Below are 21,417 nucleotides of genomic sequence, written 5' to 3'. Positions count from 1 at the left end.
GTAACGGCAAGCTAAAGCTTACCGCACATGCCTTTAAACCGCGTCGGACAGGCTGGTGAAGGTGAAGTCGCGGATTTTCAGCGGGGGCACCAGGTTGCCGCCCAGGCGCACGGGCTTGCCCACAGCCTCCAGGTTGTTAAGCATGATAACCGGGCTTTCATTGAAGCGGAAGTTCTTCACCGGGAACTTGATTTGGCCGTTCTCAATGTAGAAGGTTCCATCGCGGGTCAGGCCGGTGTAGAGCAGCGTCTGCGGGTCCACGGCGCGGATGTACCACAGGCGCGTCACCAGAATGCCTTTGGCCGTGCCCTTAATCAGGTCGGCGGTGCTTTGCGAGCCGCCTTCCATAATCCAGCCGCCGGGAGGAGGCAGGTCAGGAATGCCGGCTTTTTGCGCCCAGAACTGCGAGGTGTAGAGGTTTTTCACCACGCCTTTGTCAATCCAGGTGGTTTTCTGCTGGGGACGGCCGTCGCCGGCGAAGGTCAGGTCGGGCACTTCGGCGTTGGTGGGGTCGGAGTAGATGGTTACCCGCTCGTCGAAGAGCTTGTCGCCCTTGCGGTTGCCGCCGCCTTTCTTGCTCAGGAAGCTGCGGCCTTCGTCGGCGTTGCGCGCGTCCATCGAGCGCATCATGTTGCTGAGCAAATCCACGGCCGCGGCCGGCTCCAGAATCACAGTGTACTTGCCGGGCTCCAGGGCCTTGGCTTTCACCGACGAGGCAGCCTTGTCGGCGGCTACACGGGTGAGGCGGGCGGCGTCGAACTTGGCCAGGTCGGTGTAGTTGGCAATGGCGTAGCCCGAGCCCAGGCCGTCGGCGGTGCGCACCGTGATGGTGAAGTCCAGGTTGGTGAGGCGTTGGTACGCTTCCAGTCCTTTGGAATTGCGCTTGGCCACGAAGCCCGCCGAGTCGTTGAAGAAGGCTGCCGACGACAGCTTCCGGGCTTCGCACAGCGCCATGCTCGCCCCAATTTGCTGGGCGCGGTAGTCGGGCGTGATGTCGGCCGTGCGCTGGGCAAAGGCCACCGGCGACGCCAGGTATTTCTGCGGGCCCAGGAAAGGCACGTACTCCGGGCTTTCGGGCGCGAGCTTCGCAATTTCTTCGGCGCGCTGTACGCAGCGACGCAGGCTGGCCTCGTCGAACTCGTTGCAGGTAGCCACGCCGCTGCGCTTGCCAAAGCGCGACTGCACGCCCAGCGACACGTTATCGGCGGTGCCAGCCGTGCTGATGGTGTTGCGCGCCGAGCGGACGTTGCCGCTGATGCTGCCGTTAAGGGTCGCCTCGCACTCGTCGGCGGTGCTGAACGAAAGGACTTTTTTCAGGATGTCCTGTGCCTCGGTCTGAGAGAGAATGGCCATGGTGGGTTGTTAGCTGAATTTTGGATTGAAGCAGCACGTCATGCTGAGCTTGCCGAAGCATCTCTACCGCTTCGTTGAATTACTACTGCAACGAAGCGGTAGAGATGCTTCGGCAAGCTCAGCATGACGTTCTTCTGGATATTCGCTACCCGATTTTGCGGGCGGTGTTGATGACGTTCACGCCATTGAAGCGCGTGGTGGCCGAGCCGTGGCTCACGGCCGATACCTGCGAGGGCTGGCCCTTGCCGTCGAAGAAAGAGCCAAAAAGGCGGTAGTCCGACTCGTCGCAGATGGCCGAGCAGGAGTTCCAGAATTCCTGGGTGTTGGCCTGGTAAGCCACGTCCTCAATCATCTCCGTGATTTTGCCCTTCTCGATGGCGTAGAACACCTGCCCGCCAAACTGGAAGTTGTAGCGCTGCTGGTCAATAGAGTAGGAGCCGCGGCCGGCAATGTAGACGCCCTTGTCCACGTTTTTTACCATGTCATCGACGCTCATTTTAGCGGTGCCGGGCTGCAGGCTCACGTTGGGCATGCGCTGGAATTGCACCGCGTCCCAGGAATCGGCGTAGCAGCAGCCATCCGACTCGTTCTGGCCCACGATGTGGGCCTGGTCCCGGATTTTCTGGTAGTCCACCAGCATGCCTTCCTTGATGAGGTCCCAGCGCTTGGCCTTCACGCCTTCGTCATCATAGCCCACCGCGCCCAGGGAACCGGGCTGCAGCTTGTCGGCCACAATGTTGACGAGCTTCGAGCCAAAGGGAATTTTCTTGGCTTTCCAGTCCAGCGTAGCAAAGCTGGTGCCGGCGTAGTTGGCTTCGTAGCCCAGTACGCGGTCGAGCTCAGTGGGGTGGCCCACGCTCTCGTGGATGGTGAGGCCCAGGTGGTTGGGGTCGAGCACGAGGTCGTACTTGCCGGGCGTCACCGACTTGGCGGTCAGTTTCTGCTTGGCCTGCTTGCCGGCCAGGGCGGCGTCCTCCAGCATGTCGTAGCTGTTGCGGTAGCCGATGAGGCCCGTGCCGGCCGGCCCGGCAATTTTGTCGACGGCCTTGGGCGTGAGGTACTCGTAGCCCAGGCCCATGGGGGCGCTCAAGGCATCGCGGGTGCGGAACTTGCCGCTGGCCCGGTCGATGCCCGTGACGCTGAACGTGGGCCAGATGCGGTGCACGTCCTGGTCGATGTAGGAGCCGTCGGTGCTGGCGAAGTACTTCTGCTCGTTGATTTGAAACAGCGAGGAGTTCACGAACGACGCGCCGTTGTCGGTGGCTTTGGCGTTGGCGGCCAGCAGCAACTCCACTTTCTGGGCCACCGGCACCTCAAAAGCGTTCTGCTGAATGGGCGTTTTCCAACTCACTTCGCCGAAGCCTTTCACCGGAGCCAGCTGCACCTTCTCTTTCTGCACTTTGGCGTTGGCTTTGGCAATGGCCACGGCCAGATGGGCGGCTTTGGCCAGGCCGGCTTCGGTCACGGTGTTGGTAGCGGCAAAGCCCCAGGTGCCGTTGGCCAGCACCCGCACGCCGGCCCCAAAGCTCTCGCCGCTGGCGATGTTCTGCACTTGCTTTTCGCGGGTGAAGATGCTTTGGTTGAGGTAGCGGCCTATGCGCACGTCGGCGTAGGTGGCCCCGGCGGTCTTGGCGGCGTTGAGCGCGGCATCGGCCATGCGCTTGTTCACGGCCGGGTCGATGCCTTCCAGCAAACGGGACGGGTCGACGGAAGTGCCCCCCAGACTTGGGAAGGCGGGGAGAAACAGGGCACCAGCCGCCAGGCCGGAAAGTCCCACAAAGTCGCGGCGTTTCAAAAGAGAATAAAGGTTCTGTTTATAAGAAAAAGCAGGTTCGCTAAAGAAAGGACTTAAATCCTCACCAATAAGACAGTTGAAATAGCCTGCCGTTGCGTCGCTACTCAAACTTAGGCCAAGTTTGACCAAAATTCCCGCTTTGGGCTGTTCCCACGCGTAAAAGGTTATGTGCTACCGGTTCCGGCTAGGGCATTCCCCGATGCCAAAGCCAGTGATTGGCCGGACAGCCCCGACTCCCCTTGCCGCCGCCGGCCCCGGCGCTGTTACCGGGTGGCGCGCCAGGTAATGGTCATGCCCGAAGCGCCGCTGCCAAAGTAGGCCGGCGCCAGGCCAATGCCCCGCCCAATGGACTTGCGGCCCCAGCGGTTGCGATGGCTGAGGTAGGCCAAATGGGCCGACAGGATGCCAAACCCAGCGCCGGCTACCACGTCGCTCTGCCAGTGCTTGTCGTTTATCATGCGCAGAGCCGCCACGCTGCTGGCGATGGTGTAGGCGCCCACGCCGTACCACTGGCTTTTGTTGCGGAACTCGGTGTGCACAATGCTGGCGGCCAGAAATGCCTGTGCCGTGTGGCCCGACGGAAACGATTGGTTGTTGGAACCATCGGGGCGCTGCTCCCGGCTGAGGTACTTCACTGCATACACCGAAGCCAGCATGATGGCCTCTCCTTTGGCAATGACGAGCAGGGTATTGAGGCGGTCGTCCCGCGATTCGACGCCGGCCAGGGCCACGGCGCCCAGCTCCAGGTAGGGCAGGAAGATGACGGTGTTGTCAATCATGCTGTTCACCGGCCGGAACTGCTTGCGGACAAACTCCCGGCTCTGGCGGTTGATGCCCGCGTTGCCTTGCGCCGTGACGGCCCCGTAGGTAATAAGCGCCGCCGGAATAACGGTGGCCCGGAAAAGCTTGCTTTTGTACCACTGTGCTTTCTCGGGCGAGGACACGCCGGCGGGGTTCTCATACTTGCGCGTGGTATCGGGGGCGGGCACCGGCACCACTTGGGCAAACACCGGGTGAATGCCCCCAATCAGTAGTGCGACGGCAGCAATGCGGGGAAAGAGAAACGTGCGCATATGGTATCAATTATCCAATTAAAAGGCTCAGCGTGCATAGGGGAGCCCCATAAAAAATGCAATGGGAGGTCCGGCGAAAGTACTGGTCTTCCCGGCAGCCTTGGTCCTGCACACGCAGCTAGTACAGCGACTGTGCGGCGTGCGTACCGCTTAAGAAAGCTGCATTTGCGCTGGTTCGCAGTGCCGAGTGCTTCTCCGCTTGTAGCGGGCCAATGGATGCTGATGAAATTATTTTCCGGAAACGATTAGGTCGGGTAAGCATGTCCGGCAAAACCCTTAGCTTGCACCCCGCTTAACCCTACGGAATATGGAAGTACAGACGTTGAAATACCCAGCAATTCGCAACTACGTGGGCGGTAGCGCTGCCGAACCCGCCGGCGCAGCCACCATGGACGTATTCAGCCCTCTCACCGGCGCGGTCATTTCCACCGTCCCGCTGAGCAGCGCCGCCACTCTCGACGCCGCCGTAGTGGCCGCCAAGGCCGCTTTCCCCGCGTGGGCAGCCACCCCCATCAAGGAGCGGGTGCAGATTTTCTACCGCTACAAAACCCTGCTGGAGCGCGACATGAAGGCCCTGGCCGACCTGGTCCGCGAAGAAAACGGCAAGACCTTCGACGAGGCCCGCGCTGAAGTCGAGAAAGCCATTGAGTTGACCGAATTCGCCTGCTCCATGCCCCAGCTTATTCAGGGCGAATTCCTGGAAGTGAGCAAGGGCGTGGAAGCCCGCGCCGAGCGCAAGCCGCTGGGCGTAGTGGCCAGCATCGCCCCGTTCAACTTCCCCAACATGGTGCCCCACTGGACCATCCCCAACGCCCTGGTGCTGGGCAACACCATGATTCTGAAGCCCTCGGAGCAAGTGCCCCTAAGCGCCGTACGCATCGCTGAGCTATTGAAAGAAGCCGGCCTGCCCGACGGCGTGCTCAACATTGTGAACGGCGACAAGCGAATAGTCGAAGCCATCTGCGACCACCCCGATATTGAAGCCGTGAGCTTTGTGGGCTCCACCAAAATTGCCAAGGTGGTGTACATCCGCGCCACCAGCAACCTGAAGCGCTGCGTGGCCCTGGGCGGCGCCAAAAACCACCTGATGGTGCTGCCCGACGCTCACCCCGACATGACGGCCTCGAACGTGGCCGCCAGCATGTCGGGTTGCGCGGGCCAGCGCTGCATGGCCGGCTCCACCATGGTAGGAGTGGGAGCGGTAGATGGCATCGTGGCCAAAATCGTAGAAGAAGCCCGCAAGATTGTGGCCGGCCAGAACCTCGGCTCCGTCATCAGCAAGGAAGCCAAGGAACGCATCGAGCAGCACATCACCGAAGCCGAAGCGGCGGGTGCCAAAGTGCTGCTCGACGGCCGCCACGCCGTGGTGCCCGGCCACGAAGATGGCTACTACGTGGGCGCCACCGTCATCGACTTCGTGACGCCCGACATGCGCATTGCCCAGGAAGAAGTATTCGGCCCGGTGCTGGCCATCATGCGCACCAACACGTTGGACGAAGCGTTAGCCATCGAAAACGCCAACCCCTACGGCAACGCCGCCGCCGTGTTCACCAGCAGCGGCAGCAGCGCCCGCTACGTGATGGACCACGCCCAAGCCGGCATGATAGGCGTGAATATCGGCGTGCCCGTGCCTAGAGAGCCTTTTTCTTTTGGCGGCTGGGGCGACTCAAAATTTGGCGCCTGCGACATCACCGGCAAAAGCTCCATCGAATTCTGGACGCAGCTGAAAAAGACCACCACGAAGTGGAACCCGGAGTCACGGGTGAACTGGATGAGCTAGGCTCGTTTTGGCGTTCGCCTCACCCCCTAGCCCCCTCTCCGAAAAGGAGAGGAGGAACTAGATTCTAGTATTAGACTTTTTATTTTAATAAATCAGCCAGCCTCAGTTCTAGACTAAGTCTAGAGACTAGTCCTCCCTCTCCATCGGAGAGGGGGCTAGGGGGTGAGGCGAACACCAGCACACTATGGAAACCACCCTCGCCCCCGACCCAACCCAAATCCTGCACGACAACCTTGACCACACGCTCTTCTCGTGGTCGAAGCAAACGGGCCTGAATCCTATCAACGCCGAGCGCGCCGAGGGGGTGTACGTATACGACCGCGACGGTAAGCGCTATATTGATTTTTCGGCGCAGCTCATGAACGTGAACATCGGCCACGGCGACCAGCGCGTGACCGAAGCCGTAGCCACCCAAATGCGTGAGCTCAGCTACGTGTACCCCGGCATGATTACCAAAGCCCGCGGCGACCTCGGCAAAAAGCTGGCGGAAATCACCGCGCCCAACCTCACCAAAGCATTCTTTACGCTCGGTGGGGCCGAGGCCATTGAAAATGCCATCAAGCTGGCGCGGGTGTACACCGGCCGCCACAAGATTGTGACGCTGTACCAGTCGTTTCACGGGGCCAGCTACGGGGCCATGAGCGCCGGCGGCGACCCCCGCAAATTTGCCGTCGACAGCCAGGCGATGCCGGGCGTGGTGCACGTCGAAAACCCGTATTCCTACCGCTGCCCGTGGTACTCCGACTCGCCCGAGCAATGCGCCCAGCGCGCCGCCGATGCCATGGAGCGAATAATAGGATACGAAAACCCCGGTAGCGTGGCGGCTATTATCCTGGAAGGGGAGTCGGGCACGTCGGGCTGCATCAAGTATCCGCCCGGCTATTGGACGCGCATCCGCGAAATCTGCGACAAGCACGGCATTCTGCTGGTGGCTGATGAGGTGATGTCGGGCTTCGGCCGTACCGGCAAGTGGTTCGGCTCCGACCACCACAATGTCAAGGTTGACATCATGTGCATGGCTAAAGGCATCACGGCCGGCTACCTGCCTCTGGGCGCGGTGATGGTGGACGAAACCATTGCCAAGTCCTTCGACGACAAGCCCCTGCCGCTGGGTCTGACCTACTCGGCGCACCCGGTTTCCTGCGCCGCCGCCGTGGCCGTGCTCGATATCTACGAGGAAGACAACCTCCTCGAAAACACGGTGGAAATGGGCAAGTACATGGATGCCCGCATCTGCGACCTGATGGGCGAGCACCCCAGCATCGGCGACTGGCGCAACACCGGCCTGTTCGGCTGTCTGGAGCTGGTAAAAAACCGCGCCACCAAAGAGCCCATGGCCCCCTGGAACGCCACCGCCGACCAAATGACCGTGATGAACCAGGTAGCCGCCAAGCTCCGCGAGCTGGGCATGTACACCTTCGTGCGCTGGAGCTACATTTTTATCTGCCCGCCGCTGACTATTACCAAAGAGGAAATAGAGGAGGGTTTGGCCATTATTTCGGAGGCGATAAGCATTGCGGATGAATATGTTAATTAAAAATTGAGAATTAAAAATTAAAAACGGGAATCTTTGCTGCCGTGCTCAGCCGCTTTGCTCCATATTTCCATTCCTGTAATTTATAATTTTTAATTTATAATTTTTAATTAATTCCCAATGTCCATTCTCCTCAAAAATGGCCGCGTCGTCACCGCCGATTCGGACGCCGTCTGCGATATCCTGATTGAAGGCGAAACCATCGTGTCCATCGGCCGCAATTTGTCGGCTGAAGGCGCGGAGGTTATCGACTGCACTGGTAAGATGGTGATGCCCGGCGGCATCGACCCTCACGTGCATTTGGAGATGCCTTTTATGGGCACCTTCAGCTCCGATACTTACGAAACCGGCACCCGCGCTGCGCTGCACGGCGGCACCACCACCGTCATCGACTTCATCCTGCAAAAGCAGGGCAACTCGCTGCGTTCGGCTTTTGAGGAGTGGAGTGGCCGCGCCACCGGTAACGCCGTGGGCGACTACAGCTTCCACATGGCCGTGACGGATTTCAACCCCGACACCAAGGAGGAAATAAAGGACATGATTGCCGAAGGCATTACCTCCTTCAAAACGTTCATGGCCTACAAAGGGGCGCTCATGATTGACGACGCGCAAATGGTGGGCCTCATGCAGGAGGTAAAAAAGCACGGCGGCCTCGTCACGGCTCACGCCACCAACGGCGATATGATTGACACGCTCATTGCCCAGCACCGCGTGGCCGGTAAGCTCACGCCGCTCTACCACTACCTCTCGCAGCCCGAAGTGACCGAAGCCGAGGCCTCGGGACGATTTGCCGACATTGCCAACTACACCGGCGTGAATGCCTATATCGTGCACCTCACCTGCGAGGGCGCCCTCAACCAGGTGCGCCGCGCCACTGAGCGCAATCAGCGCGTGCTGGTTGAAACCTGCATTCAGTATTTGGTGCTTGATGCGCGGCTGTACGAGGACGAAGCCAACGGCGCCAAAGTGGTGATGTCGCCGCCGCTGCGCGAGAAAAAGGACCAGGCTACATTGTGGGCTGGTATTAATCAAGGCCTGGTGAACGTGGTGGGTACCGACCACTGCCCCTTCATGTGGGAGCAGAAGCTGATGGGCAAGGACGACTTTTCGAAGATTCCCAACGGCCACCCCGCCATTGAGCACCGCATGGAATTACTCTTTTCCGAAGGCGTGAATAAAGGCAAAATCACACTGAATAAATTTGTAGAAGTGACCAGCACCAACGCGGCCAAAATATTCGGCATGTTTCCGCGTAAAGGCACCATCGGTATTGGGGCCGATGCGGATTTGGTGATATTTGACCCCCAAAAGAAACACACCATTTCAGCCGATACGCACCACATGAATTGCGACTATTCAGCCTACGAAGGCTGGGAAGTAACCGGCAAGATTGACACCGTGCTGCTACGCGGCAAAGTGGCCGTAGCCGCTGGCGAAACGAAGGTTTCGAAAGGCTACGGGCAATTTATCAAGCGCGGAAAAACCAATATTTAGAACGAACAAAGCACATTTTCGCAGGAACGTCATGCTGAGCTTGTCGAAGCATCTCTACCGCTTCGTTGAAATTACTACTGCAACGAAGCGGTAGAGATGCTTCGGCTGCGCTCAGCATGACGTTCGGGTTTGTACGTGCTAATTCAACAGTCAATCCTCAAAATTTAACCCTCCTCCCAATGCCACGAATGATTAAATCCGGCCTCATCCAGATGAGCTTGCCGATGACCGAAGGCGAAGGCACCATTGAAGAAATAAAGGCTGCGATGGAAGCCAAGCACATTCCGCTGATTGAGGAGGCCGGCCGCCAGGGCGTGCAAATCCTCTGCCTGCAGGAAATCTTCAATACCCCGTATTTCTGCCCCGGCCAGGATAAAAACTGGTACGCCTCGGCCGAAGCCGTGCCGGGCCCTACCACCGACCGTATGGCCGAGTACGCCAAGAAATACAACATGGTAATGATTGTGCCGGTGTACGAGCGCGAGGCTGCCGGCTTCCTCTACAACACGGCCGCCGTGATTGATGCCGACGGCACCTACCTCGGCAAATACCGCAAAAACCACATTCCCCACACCACCGGCTTCTGGGAGAAGTTCTTCTTCAAGCCCGGCAACTTGGGCTACCCCGTATTCCAGACCAAGTACGCTAAAGTGGGCGTGTACATCTGCTACGACCGCCACTTTCCCGATGGCGCCCGCGTGCTGGGCCTCAACGGGGCCGAAATCGTGTACAACCCCTCCGCCACCGTGGCCGGCCTCTCGCAGTATCTCTGGAAGCTGGAGCAGCCCGCCCACGCGGCGGCTAATGGCTATTTCATGGGCTGCATTAACCGCGTAGGCGAGGAAAAACCCTGGAACCTGGGCCGCTTCTACGGCACCTCGTACTTCGTGGACCCGCGCGGCCAAATCATCGCGCAGGCCGATGAATACAAAGACGAATTGCTGATTGCTGATTTCGACCTCGATATGATTGAGGAAGTGCGCAATACCTGGCAGTTCTTCCGCGACCGTCGCCCGGAGACCTACGAAAAACTGGTGGAATTGTAGCAGTTTATTAGAACGTCATGCTGAGCGTAGCCGAAGCATCTCGCTTGTGGTAGTAATCCAATCGTTAAAGATTAGTGGTGGCACGCGAGATGCTTCGTCTGCGCTCAGCATGACATTCTTGTTTTTTATTCTCTTTGCATAATCTCGCCCGTTCATGGCCGAATTTTCTACACCAACCACCGAACAGGAATTCGCGCAGAATTTCGCGCAGCTCAAGCCGCTCATGAACCGAACGGAGGCGCTGTACGAAAGCTCGCGCTGCCTGTTTTGCTTCGATGCGCCTTGCATTAAGGCGTGTCCGTCCGGAATTGATATTCCGCAGTTTATCCGGCAGATAAATTCGGGCAACGAGACCGGTGCGGCACGTACTATTTACGAGGCCAATTACTTCGGTAATGCCTGCGGCAAAGTGTGTCCCACGGAGGTGTTGTGCGAAGGCGCCTGCGTGTATAACCTGCAGGATGTGAAACCGATTGAGATTGGCCGGTTGCAGAGCTACGCTACTACCAAGGTGATTGCGAGCGGGAAAAAGCTGTTCGGTCCCGGCGCGCCCAACGGGAAAAGTGTGGCCGTGATTGGGGCCGGCCCCGCCGGTATTTCGGCTGCCTGCGAGCTACGCGCTTTGGGGTACGTAGTGGACGTGTTTGAGGCCAAGGCACAACCCTCGGGCCTCACGGTTTATGGGGTGGCACCCTACAAAATTACGAACGAAGAAACGCTGGCCGAAATGGACTATTTGCAAGCCCAGTTCGGCTACAATACCCATTTCAATTCGCCCATTAATTCCCGGGAAGAATTAGTGGAATTGGAAAGTAAATACGACGCTATTTTTTTGGGTATTGGTCTGGGCAAAACGAATGCACTGGGCTTGCCGGGCGAGGACAAAATCAATTGCACCGGTGCGGTTGAGTTCATTGCCGAACTGCGCCAGCAGCACCACAGAATAGCCGTGGGCCGCAAGGTAATTGTGCTGGGCGGCGGCAATACGGCCATGGATGCGGCTTCAGAATCAGCGCGGCTGGGCGCGGAACGGGTAATGTTGGCATATCGGCGCGGCAAGGACGAAATGGGCGCCTACGAGTTTGAGTACGACCTAGCCAAAGGCGTGGGCGTGAGTGGCTTGTTCAACGTAGCGCCGCTGGAAATTGTGGGCGATGACTACGTGGCGGGCGTACGGTTTATTCGCACCGAAACCATTGATGGCAAAGTTTCTGAAATAGCCAATTCTGAATTTATAGAGCCCTGCGACATGGTGATAAAAGCCACCGGCCAGGCCAAACAAACCGAATTCCTGAGCCTGATTCACGGCCTGCAAGTGGACGGCAAGGGCCGCATCATAGCCAATGCCCACACCGGCCAAACTGCTAACCCCAAATACTTCGCTTCCGGTGATGCCTGGAACGGCGGCGCCGAAGTAGTGAACGCGGCGGCCGAGGCCAAGCTCTCGGCCCGCGGCATTCACGCCTACCTGAGCAAGTAGTTTTTATCAAATACCAACAAAGAAGGACGTCATGCTGAGCTTGTCGAAGCATCTCTACCGCAATAGTAAACCCATTCGGTTGATACTGCTATTGCGGTAGAGATGCTTCAGCTGCGCTCAGCATGACGTTCTAGTAGAACCCTAAGTACATGCCCGACCTCTCCATCAATTTCGCCGGTATTAAATCGCCGAACCCGTTCTGGCTGGCTTCGGCCCCGCCCACCAATTCCGGCTACCAAATCATGAAGGCGTTTGATGCCGGCTGGGGCGGCGCGGTATGGAAAACGCTGGGCGTGCCGGTGGTCAACGTGTCGAGCCGCTACGGCGGCGTGAACTACCGCGACAAGCGCTTGGTCGGGTTCAACAACATTGAGCTCATTTCAGACCGCCCGCTGGCCGACAACCTCCGCGAAATTGAGGAAGTGAAAAAGCGCTTCCCCAACCACGCCGTCATCGCTTCGCTCATGGTGCAGAGCCGGCAGGAGTGGCACGATATCGTGCGGCAGAGCCAGGACGCGGGCGCCGACGGCTTCGAGCTAAATTTTGGCTGCCCGCATGGCATGTGCGAGCGCGGCATGGGCTCGGCGGTGGGGCAGGAGCCCAAGATTTTGCAGATGATAGTGGAGTGGGTGATGGAAGTGGCCACCAAGCCGGTCATCGTGAAGCTCACGCCCAATATCTCCGACATTACCGAGCCCGCGCTGGCGGCGCGACGCGGCGGGGCCGACGCCATCTCGCTCATCAATACCATCCAGAGCATTGTGGGCGTTGACATTGACCAATTTGCCCCGTACCCTATCGTGGACGGCAAGGGTACCAACGGCGGCTACTGCGGCCCGGCCGTGAAGCCCATTGCCCTGAACATGGTGAAGAACTGCGCCCAGCACCCCGACGTCAACCTCCCTATTTCGGGCATCGGCGGCATTGAGAACTGGCGCGATGCCGTGGAGCATATCCTGCTGGGTGCCAGCAGCGTGCAGGTGTGCACGGCGGCCATGCACTACGGCTTCGGCATCATCCGCGAAATGACGTCGGGCCTGGAGCAGTACATGGTAGATAAAGGCTTCAACACCATTTATGACTTCGTGGGCAAGGCTCTGCCCAACGTGCTGCCCTGGGAGCAGCTCAATATGAAATATAAGGTGACGGCCAACATCCACGCCGAAAAGTGCATTGGCTGCCAGCTCTGCTACACCGCCTGCGAAGACGGTGCCCACCAGGCCATCAAGCTGAACGCCAACACCCGCGTTCCGGAAATCATCGAGGAAAACTGCGTGGGCTGCAACCTCTGCTCGCTGGTCTGCCCCGTGGAGGAGTGCATCACCATGGACCGCACCGACTCCGGCACCGAACACCTCACCTGGAAGGAACGGGTGGCCGCCGGCACCGCGCCCACCGAGTTCAACGACGAGCGCGCCGGTGGCCGGTACCACTGGGTGCCCGAACCCAGCGCCGCCCTGGGCAAAGAGCGCCACAAAACCTTACCCGGCAAAGCCCGGATTTATTCCGGCGAAACGGAAGCGCCGGCCGAGGTATAGCCGCCAAAAGGAGCGTTACGCCTCGCTATGTTCGGTAGGTAAGACAGGATTAGGCGCTGGCGCACGTCTCTGACGCGTGACTCCCTGGCTTGGCGTTTCCAAACGCCGCCGTTCGCCCCGTCTGGTCTCGTTGGCCCCTGCGCGTCAGAGACGCGCAACCAGTGGGCAACGCGTCGGAGACGCGCGCCAGCGACTGAGTGCTTTAGTCGAAAACCACGGTCTTGTTGCCGTTCACAAATACCTGCTCGTCAAAAACCAGCTTGAGGGAGCGGGCGAGGGTTATTTTCTCCACGTCGCGGCCGGCCTGGGCCATTTCGGCGGCACTTTGGGTGTGGTCGATGGGCATCACGCTTTGGAAAATGATGGGGCCCTGGTCGAGCTGTTCGTTCACGAAATGGGCGCTGGCCCCGATAAACTTAACGCCCCGCTCAAAAGCCTGGGCGTAGGGGCTGGCCCCCACGAAAGCCGGCAAAAAAGAGTGGTGGATATTCACGAGCCGGTTGGTGTAGTGCCCCACAAATTCCGGTGATAAAATGCGCATGTACTTGGCCAGGACCACAAAATCGGGCTTGTATTGCGCCAGCACCGCCAGCACTTCGGCCTCGTGCTGTTCGCGGGGGCGGCCAGCATGGGGCAGGTAGTGGAAGGGCAGGTTGAACTTGGAGGTGAGGTCGCCCAATACCTCGTGGTTGCTGATTACGCCCAGCACGCGGGCATTCAACTCCCCGAATTCGTGGCGTACCAGCAGCTCGCTCAGGCAGTGGTGCTCCTTGGTGGCCATGAGCACGATGTTTTTCGGCTGGTTATCGGTGATGCGAATGCTGGCCGTGGGCGGCAACGCCTGCCGAAGCTCTTCCAGCATGGCTGCCGCGTCGAACTCGCCGATTACCTCGCTGCGCATGAAAAACCGGTTGGCCAGATGGTCCACAAATTCGCCGTTGCGCACGATGTCGAGCCCGTGCCGGAACATCACACCCGTAACCTTATAAACCAGGCCCGGTTGGTCGGGGCAATTAATCAGAACTAAATGGGCCATATCAAAAAGACGCCGCGAAGCATTGGATAAGCCGTAAAAGTAGGCTTAGAGCGTGACGTGAGCAGTCGGCGGTGAATCAGCGTGAATTGCCGCCGTCGTGTCGCGCAGGTGGCGGGGCTGCCGGCCGTTCTTCACCGCCTGAATCTCGGCCACGATGGCCAGCGCTATTTCCTCGGGCGTTTCGCCACCCAGGCCCAGGCCGATGGGACTGTGCAGGCGGGTTAGGGCAACCTCGTTTATTTCGGCGGCGGTGAGCTGCAATTCCGGCTCGGCCAGCAGCCGGGCGGCCTTCACCCGCGGGCCCAACAGGCCAATGTAGGGCGCGGAAGAAGGCAGCAGCGTTTGCAGCGCGGCAAGGTCGTAGGCGTAGTTGTGGCTGAGCAGCACGTGGTACGCGCCCGCATCCGGGGCGGCAGTTTCCAGCTCACGCACGGGCACGATGCGAACTTTGGCCGCCTCTGGAAAGCGAGCGGGCGTGGCCAGGTTGGGCCGGCCATCCATCACCGAAACGTGCCAGCCGAGCGAGGCCGCCAGGTGCACCAACGGCTGCGCGTCGTTGCCCGCGCCGTACACCACCAACCGCAGCGGGGGCGTAAGAATTTCGAGCAGCGCCCGCACCGGGCCAGCGTCAGTTTCCACGTCCAGAATCTGCGATTTGCCTTGCTCCAAGGTGGCGCGGGCCGCTTCGGCGAGTGGGGCAGCCAGCAGGGGCGTGCCCCGCAGCGCGCCGTCGGCCGCCAGCAGTACGCGCTGCCCCACTGCGGCCTTCAGGCCAGACGCATCGGTTTCAAACACCGTGGCCAGCACGGCCGCCTCGGGGTGCGTGGCAAAACCGCGCAGCAACTCCATGGGGTTGTCGGGGGCGGCGAAATCCAGCGGCTCCAGCAGGATGCGCACCACGCCCTGGCAGCCGGGGCCCAGGCCGTGGCGCGGGTCGTCCTCGTCGCGGGTGTCGTAGGTAACCAGCGCCGGCTCGCCCCGGAAAATGGCCTGGCGGGCGCGCTGCCGGGCATCGCCCTCCAGGCAACCGCCGCTGATGGCCCCGGTGAGCTGGCCGTCGTCCGTGACGAGCATGCGGGCGCCGGGCCGGCGGTAGGCCGAGCCCAGCACTTCCACCACTGTGGCCAGGGCGCAGGGCCGGGCGTTGGCGCGGTGCTGGTCGTAGGCGAGGAGCAGGCGTTGGAGTTCGGTCATGAAAGGGGGGGGGCGGAAGGAAATACGCCTGGGAGCGGGGCTGGGTTATATGGAATCTGCTGGCGTACTTATTAGTTTTACCTTACGCAGCCCAGGCGCCAACCTCACCACCCCCTAACCCCCGGTTCGCTTTGTGCGCGAAGCCCTGGGAGAGGGGGTAATTAGAATTAGCTCTAGAATTCTGGTTTCTAGAAAATAAGATTAAAAACTAGTTCCCCTTCTCCTGAGGAGAGGGGGTTAGGGGGTGAGGTTGGCGCCTGGGCTGCGTAAGGTCAGTTATTTGAGAACAAACAAAATAATGAGATGAGTAGATTTAAAAAACGCAGAGGGCTTAAGCGGTATTATAAAAGTCTTCTAACTGCAAATGACTTCGAAAAAGTGACTTGGCTTGATTTAGATAATGTCGAAACCTGGCGAAAAAACTGGCATCACCACTTTGATTGGTATGGCTATGGCGATAATAGTTTCAAAAAAAGAAAGCCGCACTTGGATAAATTATTTCGGCATTTCGAATTATTTATTGATAGGACTAAAAACCTAGACCAAAGCTTTCAGCTATATGCCGTTCTGCTTGATTTCGACAGTTCAAGTGATGCATTGTTCCTACACACTCCAAATCAGGATAATAATCAATTTCCTTTTAAAGTTTCTGATTTACAAGCGACAACAACACTCAAAAATAGCCGACTCAATGATTTTCTGAACAGCCTAAATGGCTATGAAAAATTATACGGTCAAGCCGGAGAAGCATTCTGTTTGCTATTTAGGAAGAATATTGGTCAGCCTTTTTAATAGAATTGCTCCACAAGTAAAAACCGTCACAAAACCAAAAACGCCCCGCAACGAATTCGTTACGGGGCGTTGCTTTTGGGGCGCTAGCTACTGGCACCCCTCACGGGGCGGCAGCGCGGGTAGGCAGTATTACGCCGTAGCCAGGTCGAAGCGGCCTAGGTTCATCACCTTGGCCCACACGGCTACGAAGTCCGTCACGAACTTGTCCTGCGAATCGGAGCAGGCGTAGACTTCGGCCAGGGCGCGCAGCTCGGAGTTCGAGCCGAAAATTAGGTCGACGCGGGTGCCGGTCCACTTTACCTGGCCGGTTTTGCGGTCGCGGCCCTGGAAGGTGCTTTGCGCTTCCGAGGTGTCGGCCCAGGTGGTGCCCATGTCGAGCAGGTTCAGGAAGTAGTCGTTGGTGAGCGCACCCGGCTTGGTGGTGAATACGCCGTGGTCTGAGCCGTCGAAGTTGATGTTGATGGCGCGGAGGCCACCGAACAGCACCGTCAGCTCGGGGGCGGTCAGGTTGAGCAGGTGGGCACGGTCAATCAGCAGCTCCTCGGCGGCGGCGCGGTGGTGCGTCTTCAGGTAGTTGCGGAAGCCATCGGCGGCCGGCTCCAGGGCCGTGAACGACTGCACGTCGGTCTGCTCCTGGGTGGCATCGGCGCGGCCGGGGGTGAAGGGCACCGTCACGTCGTGGCCACCGTTTTTGGCGGCCTGCTCGATGCCGACCACGCCGGCCAGCACGATGAGGTCAGCCATCGAAACCTGTTTGCCACCGGTCTGGGCGCTGTTGAAATCCTGCTGAATACCGCCGAGCTTGTTCAGCACGGTGGAAAGCTGGGCGGGGTTGTTCACTTCCCAGTAGCGCTGCGGGGCTAGGCGCAGGCGGCCACCGTCGGTACCGCCACGCTTGTCGGAGCCGCGGTAGGTCACGGCCGAAGCCCAGCCGGTGGATACCAGCTGCGCCACCGTGAGGCCGGCGGCGGCAATCTGGCCCTTCAGCGCGGCCACGTCCTGGTCGTCAATTACCTGGTAGGTGATGGCCGAAATCGGGTCTTGCCAGAGCAGCTCCTCGGTGGGCACCTCGGGGCCGAGGTAGCGCTCCTTGGGGCCCATGTCGCGGTGCGTGAGCTTGAACCAGGCGCGGGCGAAGGCATCGGCAAACTGGTCGGGATTCTCGTGGAAGCGGCGCGAAATCACCTCATACAGCGGGTCGACGCGCAGGGCGATGTCCGTGGTGAGCATGAAGGGCGCGTGGGTCACGGCCGGGTCGTGGGCATCGGGGATGGTGCCCGCGCCGCCGCCGTTCACGGGGCGCCATTGGTGCGCGCCGGCGGGGCTCTTGGTCAGCTCCCACTCGTAGCCGAACAGGTTGTCGAAGTAGCCGTTGCCCCACTCGGCGGGCGTGCTGGTCCAGGCACCTTCGAGGCCGCTGGTAATGGTGTGCTCGGAGTGGCCTTTGCCGTAGCTGTTGCGCCAGCCCTGGCTCATTTCTTCGAGGTTGGCCCCGGCGGGCTCGCGGCCCACGTATTCGGAGGGGGCGGCAGCGCCGTGGGTTTTGCCGAAGGTGTGGCCGCCGGCAATCAGGGCCACGGTTTCCTCGTCGTTCATGGCCATGCGGCCAAAGGTTTCGCGGATGTCGCGGGCCGAGCGCACGGCGTCGGGCTCGCCGTTAGGGCCTTCGGGGTTTACGTAGATGAGGCCCATCTGCACGGCTCCAAGGGGGTTTTCCAGCTCCCGGTCGCCCACGTAGCGCTCGTCGCCGAGCCACTCGGTTTCGGGGCCCCAGTACACGTCTTCCTGCGGCTCCCACACGTCCTCACGGCCGCCGGCAAAGCCGAAGGTTTTGAAATTCATTGATTCCAGGGCGCAGTTGCCGGCCAGTACCAGCAGGTCGGCCCAGGACAGCTGCTTGCCGTATTTCTGCTTGATGGGCCACAGCAGCAGGCGGGCCTTGTCGAGGTTGGCGTTGTCGGGCCAGCTGTTGAGGGGTGCGAAGCGCTGCACGCCCGAGCCGGCACCGCCCCGGCCGTCGGCAATGCGGTAGGTGCCGGCGCTGTGCCAGGCCATCCGGATGAAGAAGGGGCCGTAGTGGCCGTAGTCGGCCGGCCACCAGTCCTGCGAGTTGGTCATCAGCTCGAACAGGTCCTGCTTCACCGCCTTCAGGTCCAGCTTTAGGAATTCTTCGGCGTAGTTAAAGCCCTTGTCCATGGGGTTGACAAGGGTGGAATGCTGGCGCAGAATGCTCAACTTGAGCATATTGGGCCACCACTCGCGGTTGGTGCGGCCGCCACCGGCCGTCTGCGTCATCGAGCCATTGAGAAACGGGCACTGGGCCGCGTCCGCGTTCAGGTCGTGGAGGATGGAGTTATCGGCGGGGAGGTCGTGCAGGTTGGCGCTCATGTGGGAAGTGGTTTTGGGTCTTGTTTATATTACCATGGTTGCTGCCCGGCCGTCAACCTCACCCCCTAGCCCCCTCTCCAAAAAAGAGGGGGGACTAGTCTTTGTTTACAAAACCAGTTCTTGCTTTCTAGTGCTAGAAACTAGTTCCCCCTCTTTTTTGGAGAGGGGGCTAGGGGGTGAGGTGAACGTCCGAACAGCCGCTTTGTACAAAGCTAATTCGCACAAAAGCATAACCAAAATCGATTTTATTTATAACTTTATAACCAAAGCCTATAGCAGGGCCTCGCCCATCTACCATGAATCTCCAACAGCTCAGCTACCTCGTGGCCCTGGATACGCACCGCCAGTTCGGGCTGGCCGCCGAAAAAAGCTTCGTCAGCCAGCCCGCCCTCAGCGTGCAGGTGCAAAAACTGGAGGAGGAACTGGGGGTATTACTTTTCGACCGCACCCAGCGGAAGGTGGAGCCCACGGCCATCGGGGTCCAGGTTATTGCCCAAGCCCGGCGCGTGCTGCGCGAGGCCCAGCAGCTGCGCGAGCTGGTGCAGGTGGCCCAGGGCGAAGTGGTGGGCGAGCTGCGCCTGGGCGTCATCTCCACGCTGGCCCCGTACCTGGTGCCGCGCTTCCTGGTGCGTCTCACCACGGCCTACCCCAACCTGCGCGTGCATATCGAGGAGCTGCGCTCGGAAGAAATCATGACGCAGCTCAAAGACTACCGCCTCGACGTGGGCCTGCTGGTGACCCCACTCGATGACCGGCAACTACAAGAGCTGCCGCTGCTGGATGAGCCTTTCCTGCTGCTGGCCTCCGAAAGCCACCCGCTGGCCACCCAGGCCACTGTATCCCCGGCCGACCTTGCCAGCCCCGGCCTGTGGCTGATGCAGGAGGGCCACTGCTTCCGCAACCAAGTCCTGAACCTGTGCGGCCGCACTACCTCCACCGGCCCCATTGCCTACGAAAGCGGTTCCATCGAAACGCTGAAGGAGCTGGTGCGCCACCACCACGGCTACACGCTGGTACCCGAGCTGGCCGTGTTGGACGAAGTCGACCGCAACCCGTTCCTCAAGCGCTTCGTGGCCCCGGCCCCGGTGCGCGAGGTGAGCCTGGTGGTGCACCACAGCTTCGTGCGAACGACGTTGCTCACCGCGTTGCGCGAACTGATTCTGGCCAGCGTGCCTGACCGGTTGCGGGCGGGCAAGGCTGGGGAGAAGGTGCGGTGGCGGTAGGGGGGAAATATAAAGGATGCGGCCATGCAGTGCCTTCGTCCAAACTTTGCGCTACTGACCGCCGCGTATCAAGCGGTGGAGCTGTTTAGAAAGTCCCCGGAACGGCGACGAGACGCATATTTGCGTCTCGTTATTGAACGAAAACCGCGTTTATTGTTCAACGACGAGATGCAAATATGCGTCTCTACATCGGCAGACTGACTTTCTAAACAGCTTCGTTATCTATTTGATAGGACTTACGCACTCAGTTGCTGGCGCGCGTCTCCGACGCGTTGCCCACTGGTTTCGCGTCTCTGACGCGCGCGGCCAACGAGACCAGACGGGGCAAACGGCGGCGTTTGGAAACGCCAAGCCAGCAAGCCACGCGTCAGAGACGCGCGCCAGCTACTGAGTGCGTAAGTCCTGTTTGAGTAGAAAACTCTAAATTTGGTTGAGGCTAGCTTAGCACACTCTTTCGCTCAACAATAGCATTCGCCTACACTACTATGGCTAAGCTCACAAAATACGCTAGTTTCAACATGCTGAAAAAGGCAGCGAATAGTTCGGTGAATCCCGTTGCTGACAAGGAAAAGCTAAATGCAGAATCCCAACAGCTGGCTGTTATCCTAAATAAGCTTCGGACTCAACACCAGCAGGGAAATGCTCGCAAGCAATAAGCTTATTGAAAGCATAATCCATGTTAGTCGGGCGTTAAACAATCGCCAAGTTGACTACATCGTAGTCGGCGGTACAGCGGTGGCTTATTATGGCTATTTTAGGCATTAGACTTGTTCCCGAATAAGCAGAAATCAAAAAAGCGAGTCATGCTTCATCTGACGTCCGCTTGCCGAAGCATCTCTACCGCGCAACTAAACCAATCGACTCAACGAAGCGGTAGAGATGCTTCGGCAAGCTCAGCATGACTGTCGATTTTACACTTTTCTGTATTTAGGAGCAAGTCTATTCCATTACGATGGCGGGCGTACCGGCCGACCGGCCAGATGTGGGTATCTGGTGTAATCCCAGCTACTCCAATTACTTTAAGCGCCAGGCCCAAAGACTTACTGGATATTCAACACCTGCGAGATTTATCAAATCAAACACCGGATTTGTAATTCAGCATAAACCCAAAAACGCCCCGCAACCAATCCGTTGCGGGGCGTTTCCATGTCATGTCAGCGGCACTGGCCGCCGGAGTTATTACAGCATTCTGTCAATCGTAATCGGCATGTTGCGCACGCGCTTGCCGGTGGCGTGGTAGACAAGCACCGGCTACGCGGGCCGGGTGAGGCGGTAGGCTTCGAGCTGGGTGATGTAGCCGGTCACCATTTCCAGGTCGGCGGCGTTGCGGGATTCGGCCAGGTCCTGGAGGGAGCTTTGGTCGCCAGAGGCGCCTTGCAGGGCCAGGTTTTTTTTGCGGGCCACGAGGGTGGCCTGTTCGGCTTCGAGCTTGTCGCGCTCGGAGGAGGTGCCTACGGACAGGCCAGCCAGCTCGGCGTTCACGCTTTGCAGGCTGCGGTCGGCGCGGGCAAACTGCTGCTGAGCAATGCCGGCGCGAATTTCGCCCTCGTCCTCGTTGTAGCCGAGCACCACCTCGTCTTTCTGGAGGCGGCTCTGGATGCGGCGGGTGGGTGCGAGGGCCTTGTCGCAGGCGGCGCGGGTAGTCATGGCGGAGAAATCGAAGATTGGAACGTTCATCGTAAAAAAGGGGG

Annotated in this window: 15 protein-coding genes; 8 read left to right on the top strand and 7 right to left on the bottom strand. The window is 59.4% G+C overall.

What is annotated here, in order from left to right; translation table 11 throughout:
* Positions 1-33: 33 nt before the first annotated feature.
* The 3 genes from GM79_RS07555 to GM79_RS07545 form a co-directional block, all read right to left on the bottom strand.
* Positions 34-1,353 carry a TldD/PmbA family protein gene (locus tag GM79_RS07555; RefSeq protein ID WP_035561681.1) on the bottom strand — a complete coding sequence of 440 codons (1,320 nt, stop codon included), beginning with the start codon at positions 1,351-1,353 and terminating at the stop codon, positions 34-36.
* 145 nt (positions 1,354-1,498) lie between these two features.
* Complete coding sequence (locus tag GM79_RS07550) at positions 1,499-3,148, bottom strand: TldD/PmbA family protein (RefSeq protein WP_035561678.1); 1,650 nt, start codon at positions 3,146-3,148, stop codon at positions 1,499-1,501.
* A gap of 263 nt (positions 3,149-3,411) precedes the next feature.
* Positions 3,412-4,221, bottom strand: coding sequence for a phosphatase PAP2 family protein (locus GM79_RS07545; protein ID WP_051718631.1), 810 nt, complete (start codon positions 4,219-4,221; stop codon positions 3,412-3,414).
* Between the two features lie 307 nt (positions 4,222-4,528).
* Between GM79_RS07545 and GM79_RS07540 the strand changes: the two genes are divergently transcribed.
* The 6 genes from GM79_RS07540 (at position 4,529) to preA (ending at position 13,093) form a co-directional block, all read left to right on the top strand.
* Positions 4,529-6,001, top strand: coding sequence for a CoA-acylating methylmalonate-semialdehyde dehydrogenase (locus GM79_RS07540; RefSeq protein WP_152559892.1), 1,473 nt, complete (start codon positions 4,529-4,531; stop codon positions 5,999-6,001).
* A 184-nt stretch (positions 6,002-6,185) separates the two neighbouring features.
* On the top strand, positions 6,186-7,538 hold the full coding sequence (locus GM79_RS07535) for an aminotransferase class III-fold pyridoxal phosphate-dependent enzyme (RefSeq protein WP_035561675.1): 1,353 nt from the start codon (positions 6,186-6,188) through the stop codon (positions 7,536-7,538).
* A gap of 117 nt (positions 7,539-7,655) precedes the next feature.
* Positions 7,656-9,029 carry a dihydropyrimidinase gene (gene hydA / locus GM79_RS07530; protein ID WP_035561672.1) on the top strand — a complete coding sequence of 458 codons (1,374 nt, stop codon included), beginning with the start codon at positions 7,656-7,658 and terminating at the stop codon, positions 9,027-9,029.
* A 179-nt stretch (positions 9,030-9,208) separates the two neighbouring features.
* The gene (locus GM79_RS07525) at positions 9,209-10,075 is read left to right on the top strand and encodes a nitrilase-related carbon-nitrogen hydrolase (protein WP_235183967.1); all 867 of its coding nucleotides are present in this window, start codon (positions 9,209-9,211) and stop codon (positions 10,073-10,075) included.
* A gap of 154 nt (positions 10,076-10,229) precedes the next feature.
* Positions 10,230-11,555, top strand: a complete 1,326-nt coding sequence (locus GM79_RS07520; RefSeq protein WP_035561670.1) for an FAD-dependent oxidoreductase — start codon at positions 10,230-10,232, stop codon at positions 11,553-11,555.
* A gap of 149 nt (positions 11,556-11,704) precedes the next feature.
* A complete protein-coding gene (gene preA, locus GM79_RS07515; protein ID WP_072008566.1) occupies positions 11,705-13,093 on the top strand; it encodes an NAD-dependent dihydropyrimidine dehydrogenase subunit PreA in 1,389 nt (462 codons plus the stop codon).
* 202 nt (positions 13,094-13,295) lie between these two features.
* Here preA and purU read toward each other — a convergent pair whose 3' ends face one another.
* Positions 13,296-14,129 (bottom strand): formyltetrahydrofolate deformylase, encoded by an 834-nt coding sequence (gene purU / locus GM79_RS07510; RefSeq protein WP_035561668.1) that lies wholly within the window; start codon positions 14,127-14,129, stop codon positions 13,296-13,298.
* A gap of 45 nt (positions 14,130-14,174) precedes the next feature.
* The gene (locus GM79_RS07505) at positions 14,175-15,323 is read right to left on the bottom strand and encodes an XdhC family protein (protein WP_035561666.1); all 1,149 of its coding nucleotides are present in this window, start codon (positions 15,321-15,323) and stop codon (positions 14,175-14,177) included.
* A gap of 303 nt (positions 15,324-15,626) precedes the next feature.
* Here GM79_RS07505 and GM79_RS24730 point away from each other — a divergent pair, with 303 nt between their 5' ends.
* Complete coding sequence (locus GM79_RS24730; protein ID WP_152559891.1) at positions 15,627-16,115, top strand: hypothetical protein; 489 nt, start codon at positions 15,627-15,629, stop codon at positions 16,113-16,115.
* A gap of 129 nt (positions 16,116-16,244) precedes the next feature.
* Here the strand turns inward: GM79_RS24730 and katG are convergent, their stop codons facing one another.
* Positions 16,245-18,503, bottom strand: coding sequence for a catalase/peroxidase HPI (katG, locus tag GM79_RS07500; RefSeq protein WP_035561664.1), 2,259 nt, complete (start codon positions 18,501-18,503; stop codon positions 16,245-16,247).
* Positions 18,504-18,799: 296 nt separating this feature from the next.
* On the opposite strand from katG, the gene GM79_RS07495 reads away from it, so the two are divergent.
* The gene (locus GM79_RS07495) at positions 18,800-19,726 is read left to right on the top strand and encodes a hydrogen peroxide-inducible genes activator (RefSeq protein WP_035561661.1); all 927 of its coding nucleotides are present in this window, start codon (positions 18,800-18,802) and stop codon (positions 19,724-19,726) included.
* A gap of 1,251 nt (positions 19,727-20,977) precedes the next feature.
* On the opposite strand, the gene GM79_RS07490 is transcribed toward GM79_RS07495, so the two are convergent.
* The coding region (locus GM79_RS07490; protein ID WP_035561659.1) for a hypothetical protein at positions 20,978-21,417 on the bottom strand (440 nt) is incomplete at its 5' end.

Source organism: Hymenobacter sp. IS2118 (assembly GCF_000715495.1).
Taxonomy (GTDB): Bacteria; Bacteroidota; Bacteroidia; order Cytophagales; family Hymenobacteraceae; genus Hymenobacter.
The sequence above is the reverse complement of the archived record's forward strand: the minus strand, read 5'-3'. Positions and strand labels throughout refer to the sequence as shown.

Excerpts from the sequence above, each read along its gene's own strand:
- GM79_RS07555 (WP_035561681.1), bottom strand. The coding sequence starts at position 1,353 with ATGGCCATTCTCTCTCAGACCGAGGCACAGGACATCCTGAAAAAAGTC.
- GM79_RS07545 (WP_051718631.1), bottom strand. The coding sequence starts at position 4,221 with ATGCGCACGTTTCTCTTTCCCCGCATTGCTGCCGTCGCACTACTGATT.
- GM79_RS07540 (WP_152559892.1), top strand. The coding sequence starts at position 4,529 with ATGGAAGTACAGACGTTGAAATACCCAGCAATTCGCAACTACGTGGGC.
- GM79_RS07535 (WP_035561675.1), top strand. The coding sequence starts at position 6,186 with ATGGAAACCACCCTCGCCCCCGACCCAACCCAAATCCTGCACGACAAC.
- hydA (WP_035561672.1), top strand. The coding sequence starts at position 7,656 with ATGTCCATTCTCCTCAAAAATGGCCGCGTCGTCACCGCCGATTCGGAC.
- GM79_RS07525 (WP_235183967.1), top strand. The coding sequence starts at position 9,209 with ATGCCACGAATGATTAAATCCGGCCTCATCCAGATGAGCTTGCCGATG.
- GM79_RS07520 (WP_035561670.1), top strand. The coding sequence starts at position 10,230 with ATGGCCGAATTTTCTACACCAACCACCGAACAGGAATTCGCGCAGAAT.
- preA (WP_072008566.1), top strand. The coding sequence starts at position 11,705 with ATGCCCGACCTCTCCATCAATTTCGCCGGTATTAAATCGCCGAACCCG.
- purU (WP_035561668.1), bottom strand. The coding sequence starts at position 14,129 with ATGGCCCATTTAGTTCTGATTAATTGCCCCGACCAACCGGGCCTGGTT.
- GM79_RS07505 (WP_035561666.1), bottom strand. The coding sequence starts at position 15,323 with ATGACCGAACTCCAACGCCTGCTCCTCGCCTACGACCAGCACCGCGCC.
- GM79_RS24730 (WP_152559891.1), top strand. The coding sequence starts at position 15,627 with ATGAGTAGATTTAAAAAACGCAGAGGGCTTAAGCGGTATTATAAAAGT.
- katG (WP_035561664.1), bottom strand. The coding sequence starts at position 18,503 with ATGAGCGCCAACCTGCACGACCTCCCCGCCGATAACTCCATCCTCCAC.
- GM79_RS07495 (WP_035561661.1), top strand. The coding sequence starts at position 18,800 with ATGAATCTCCAACAGCTCAGCTACCTCGTGGCCCTGGATACGCACCGC.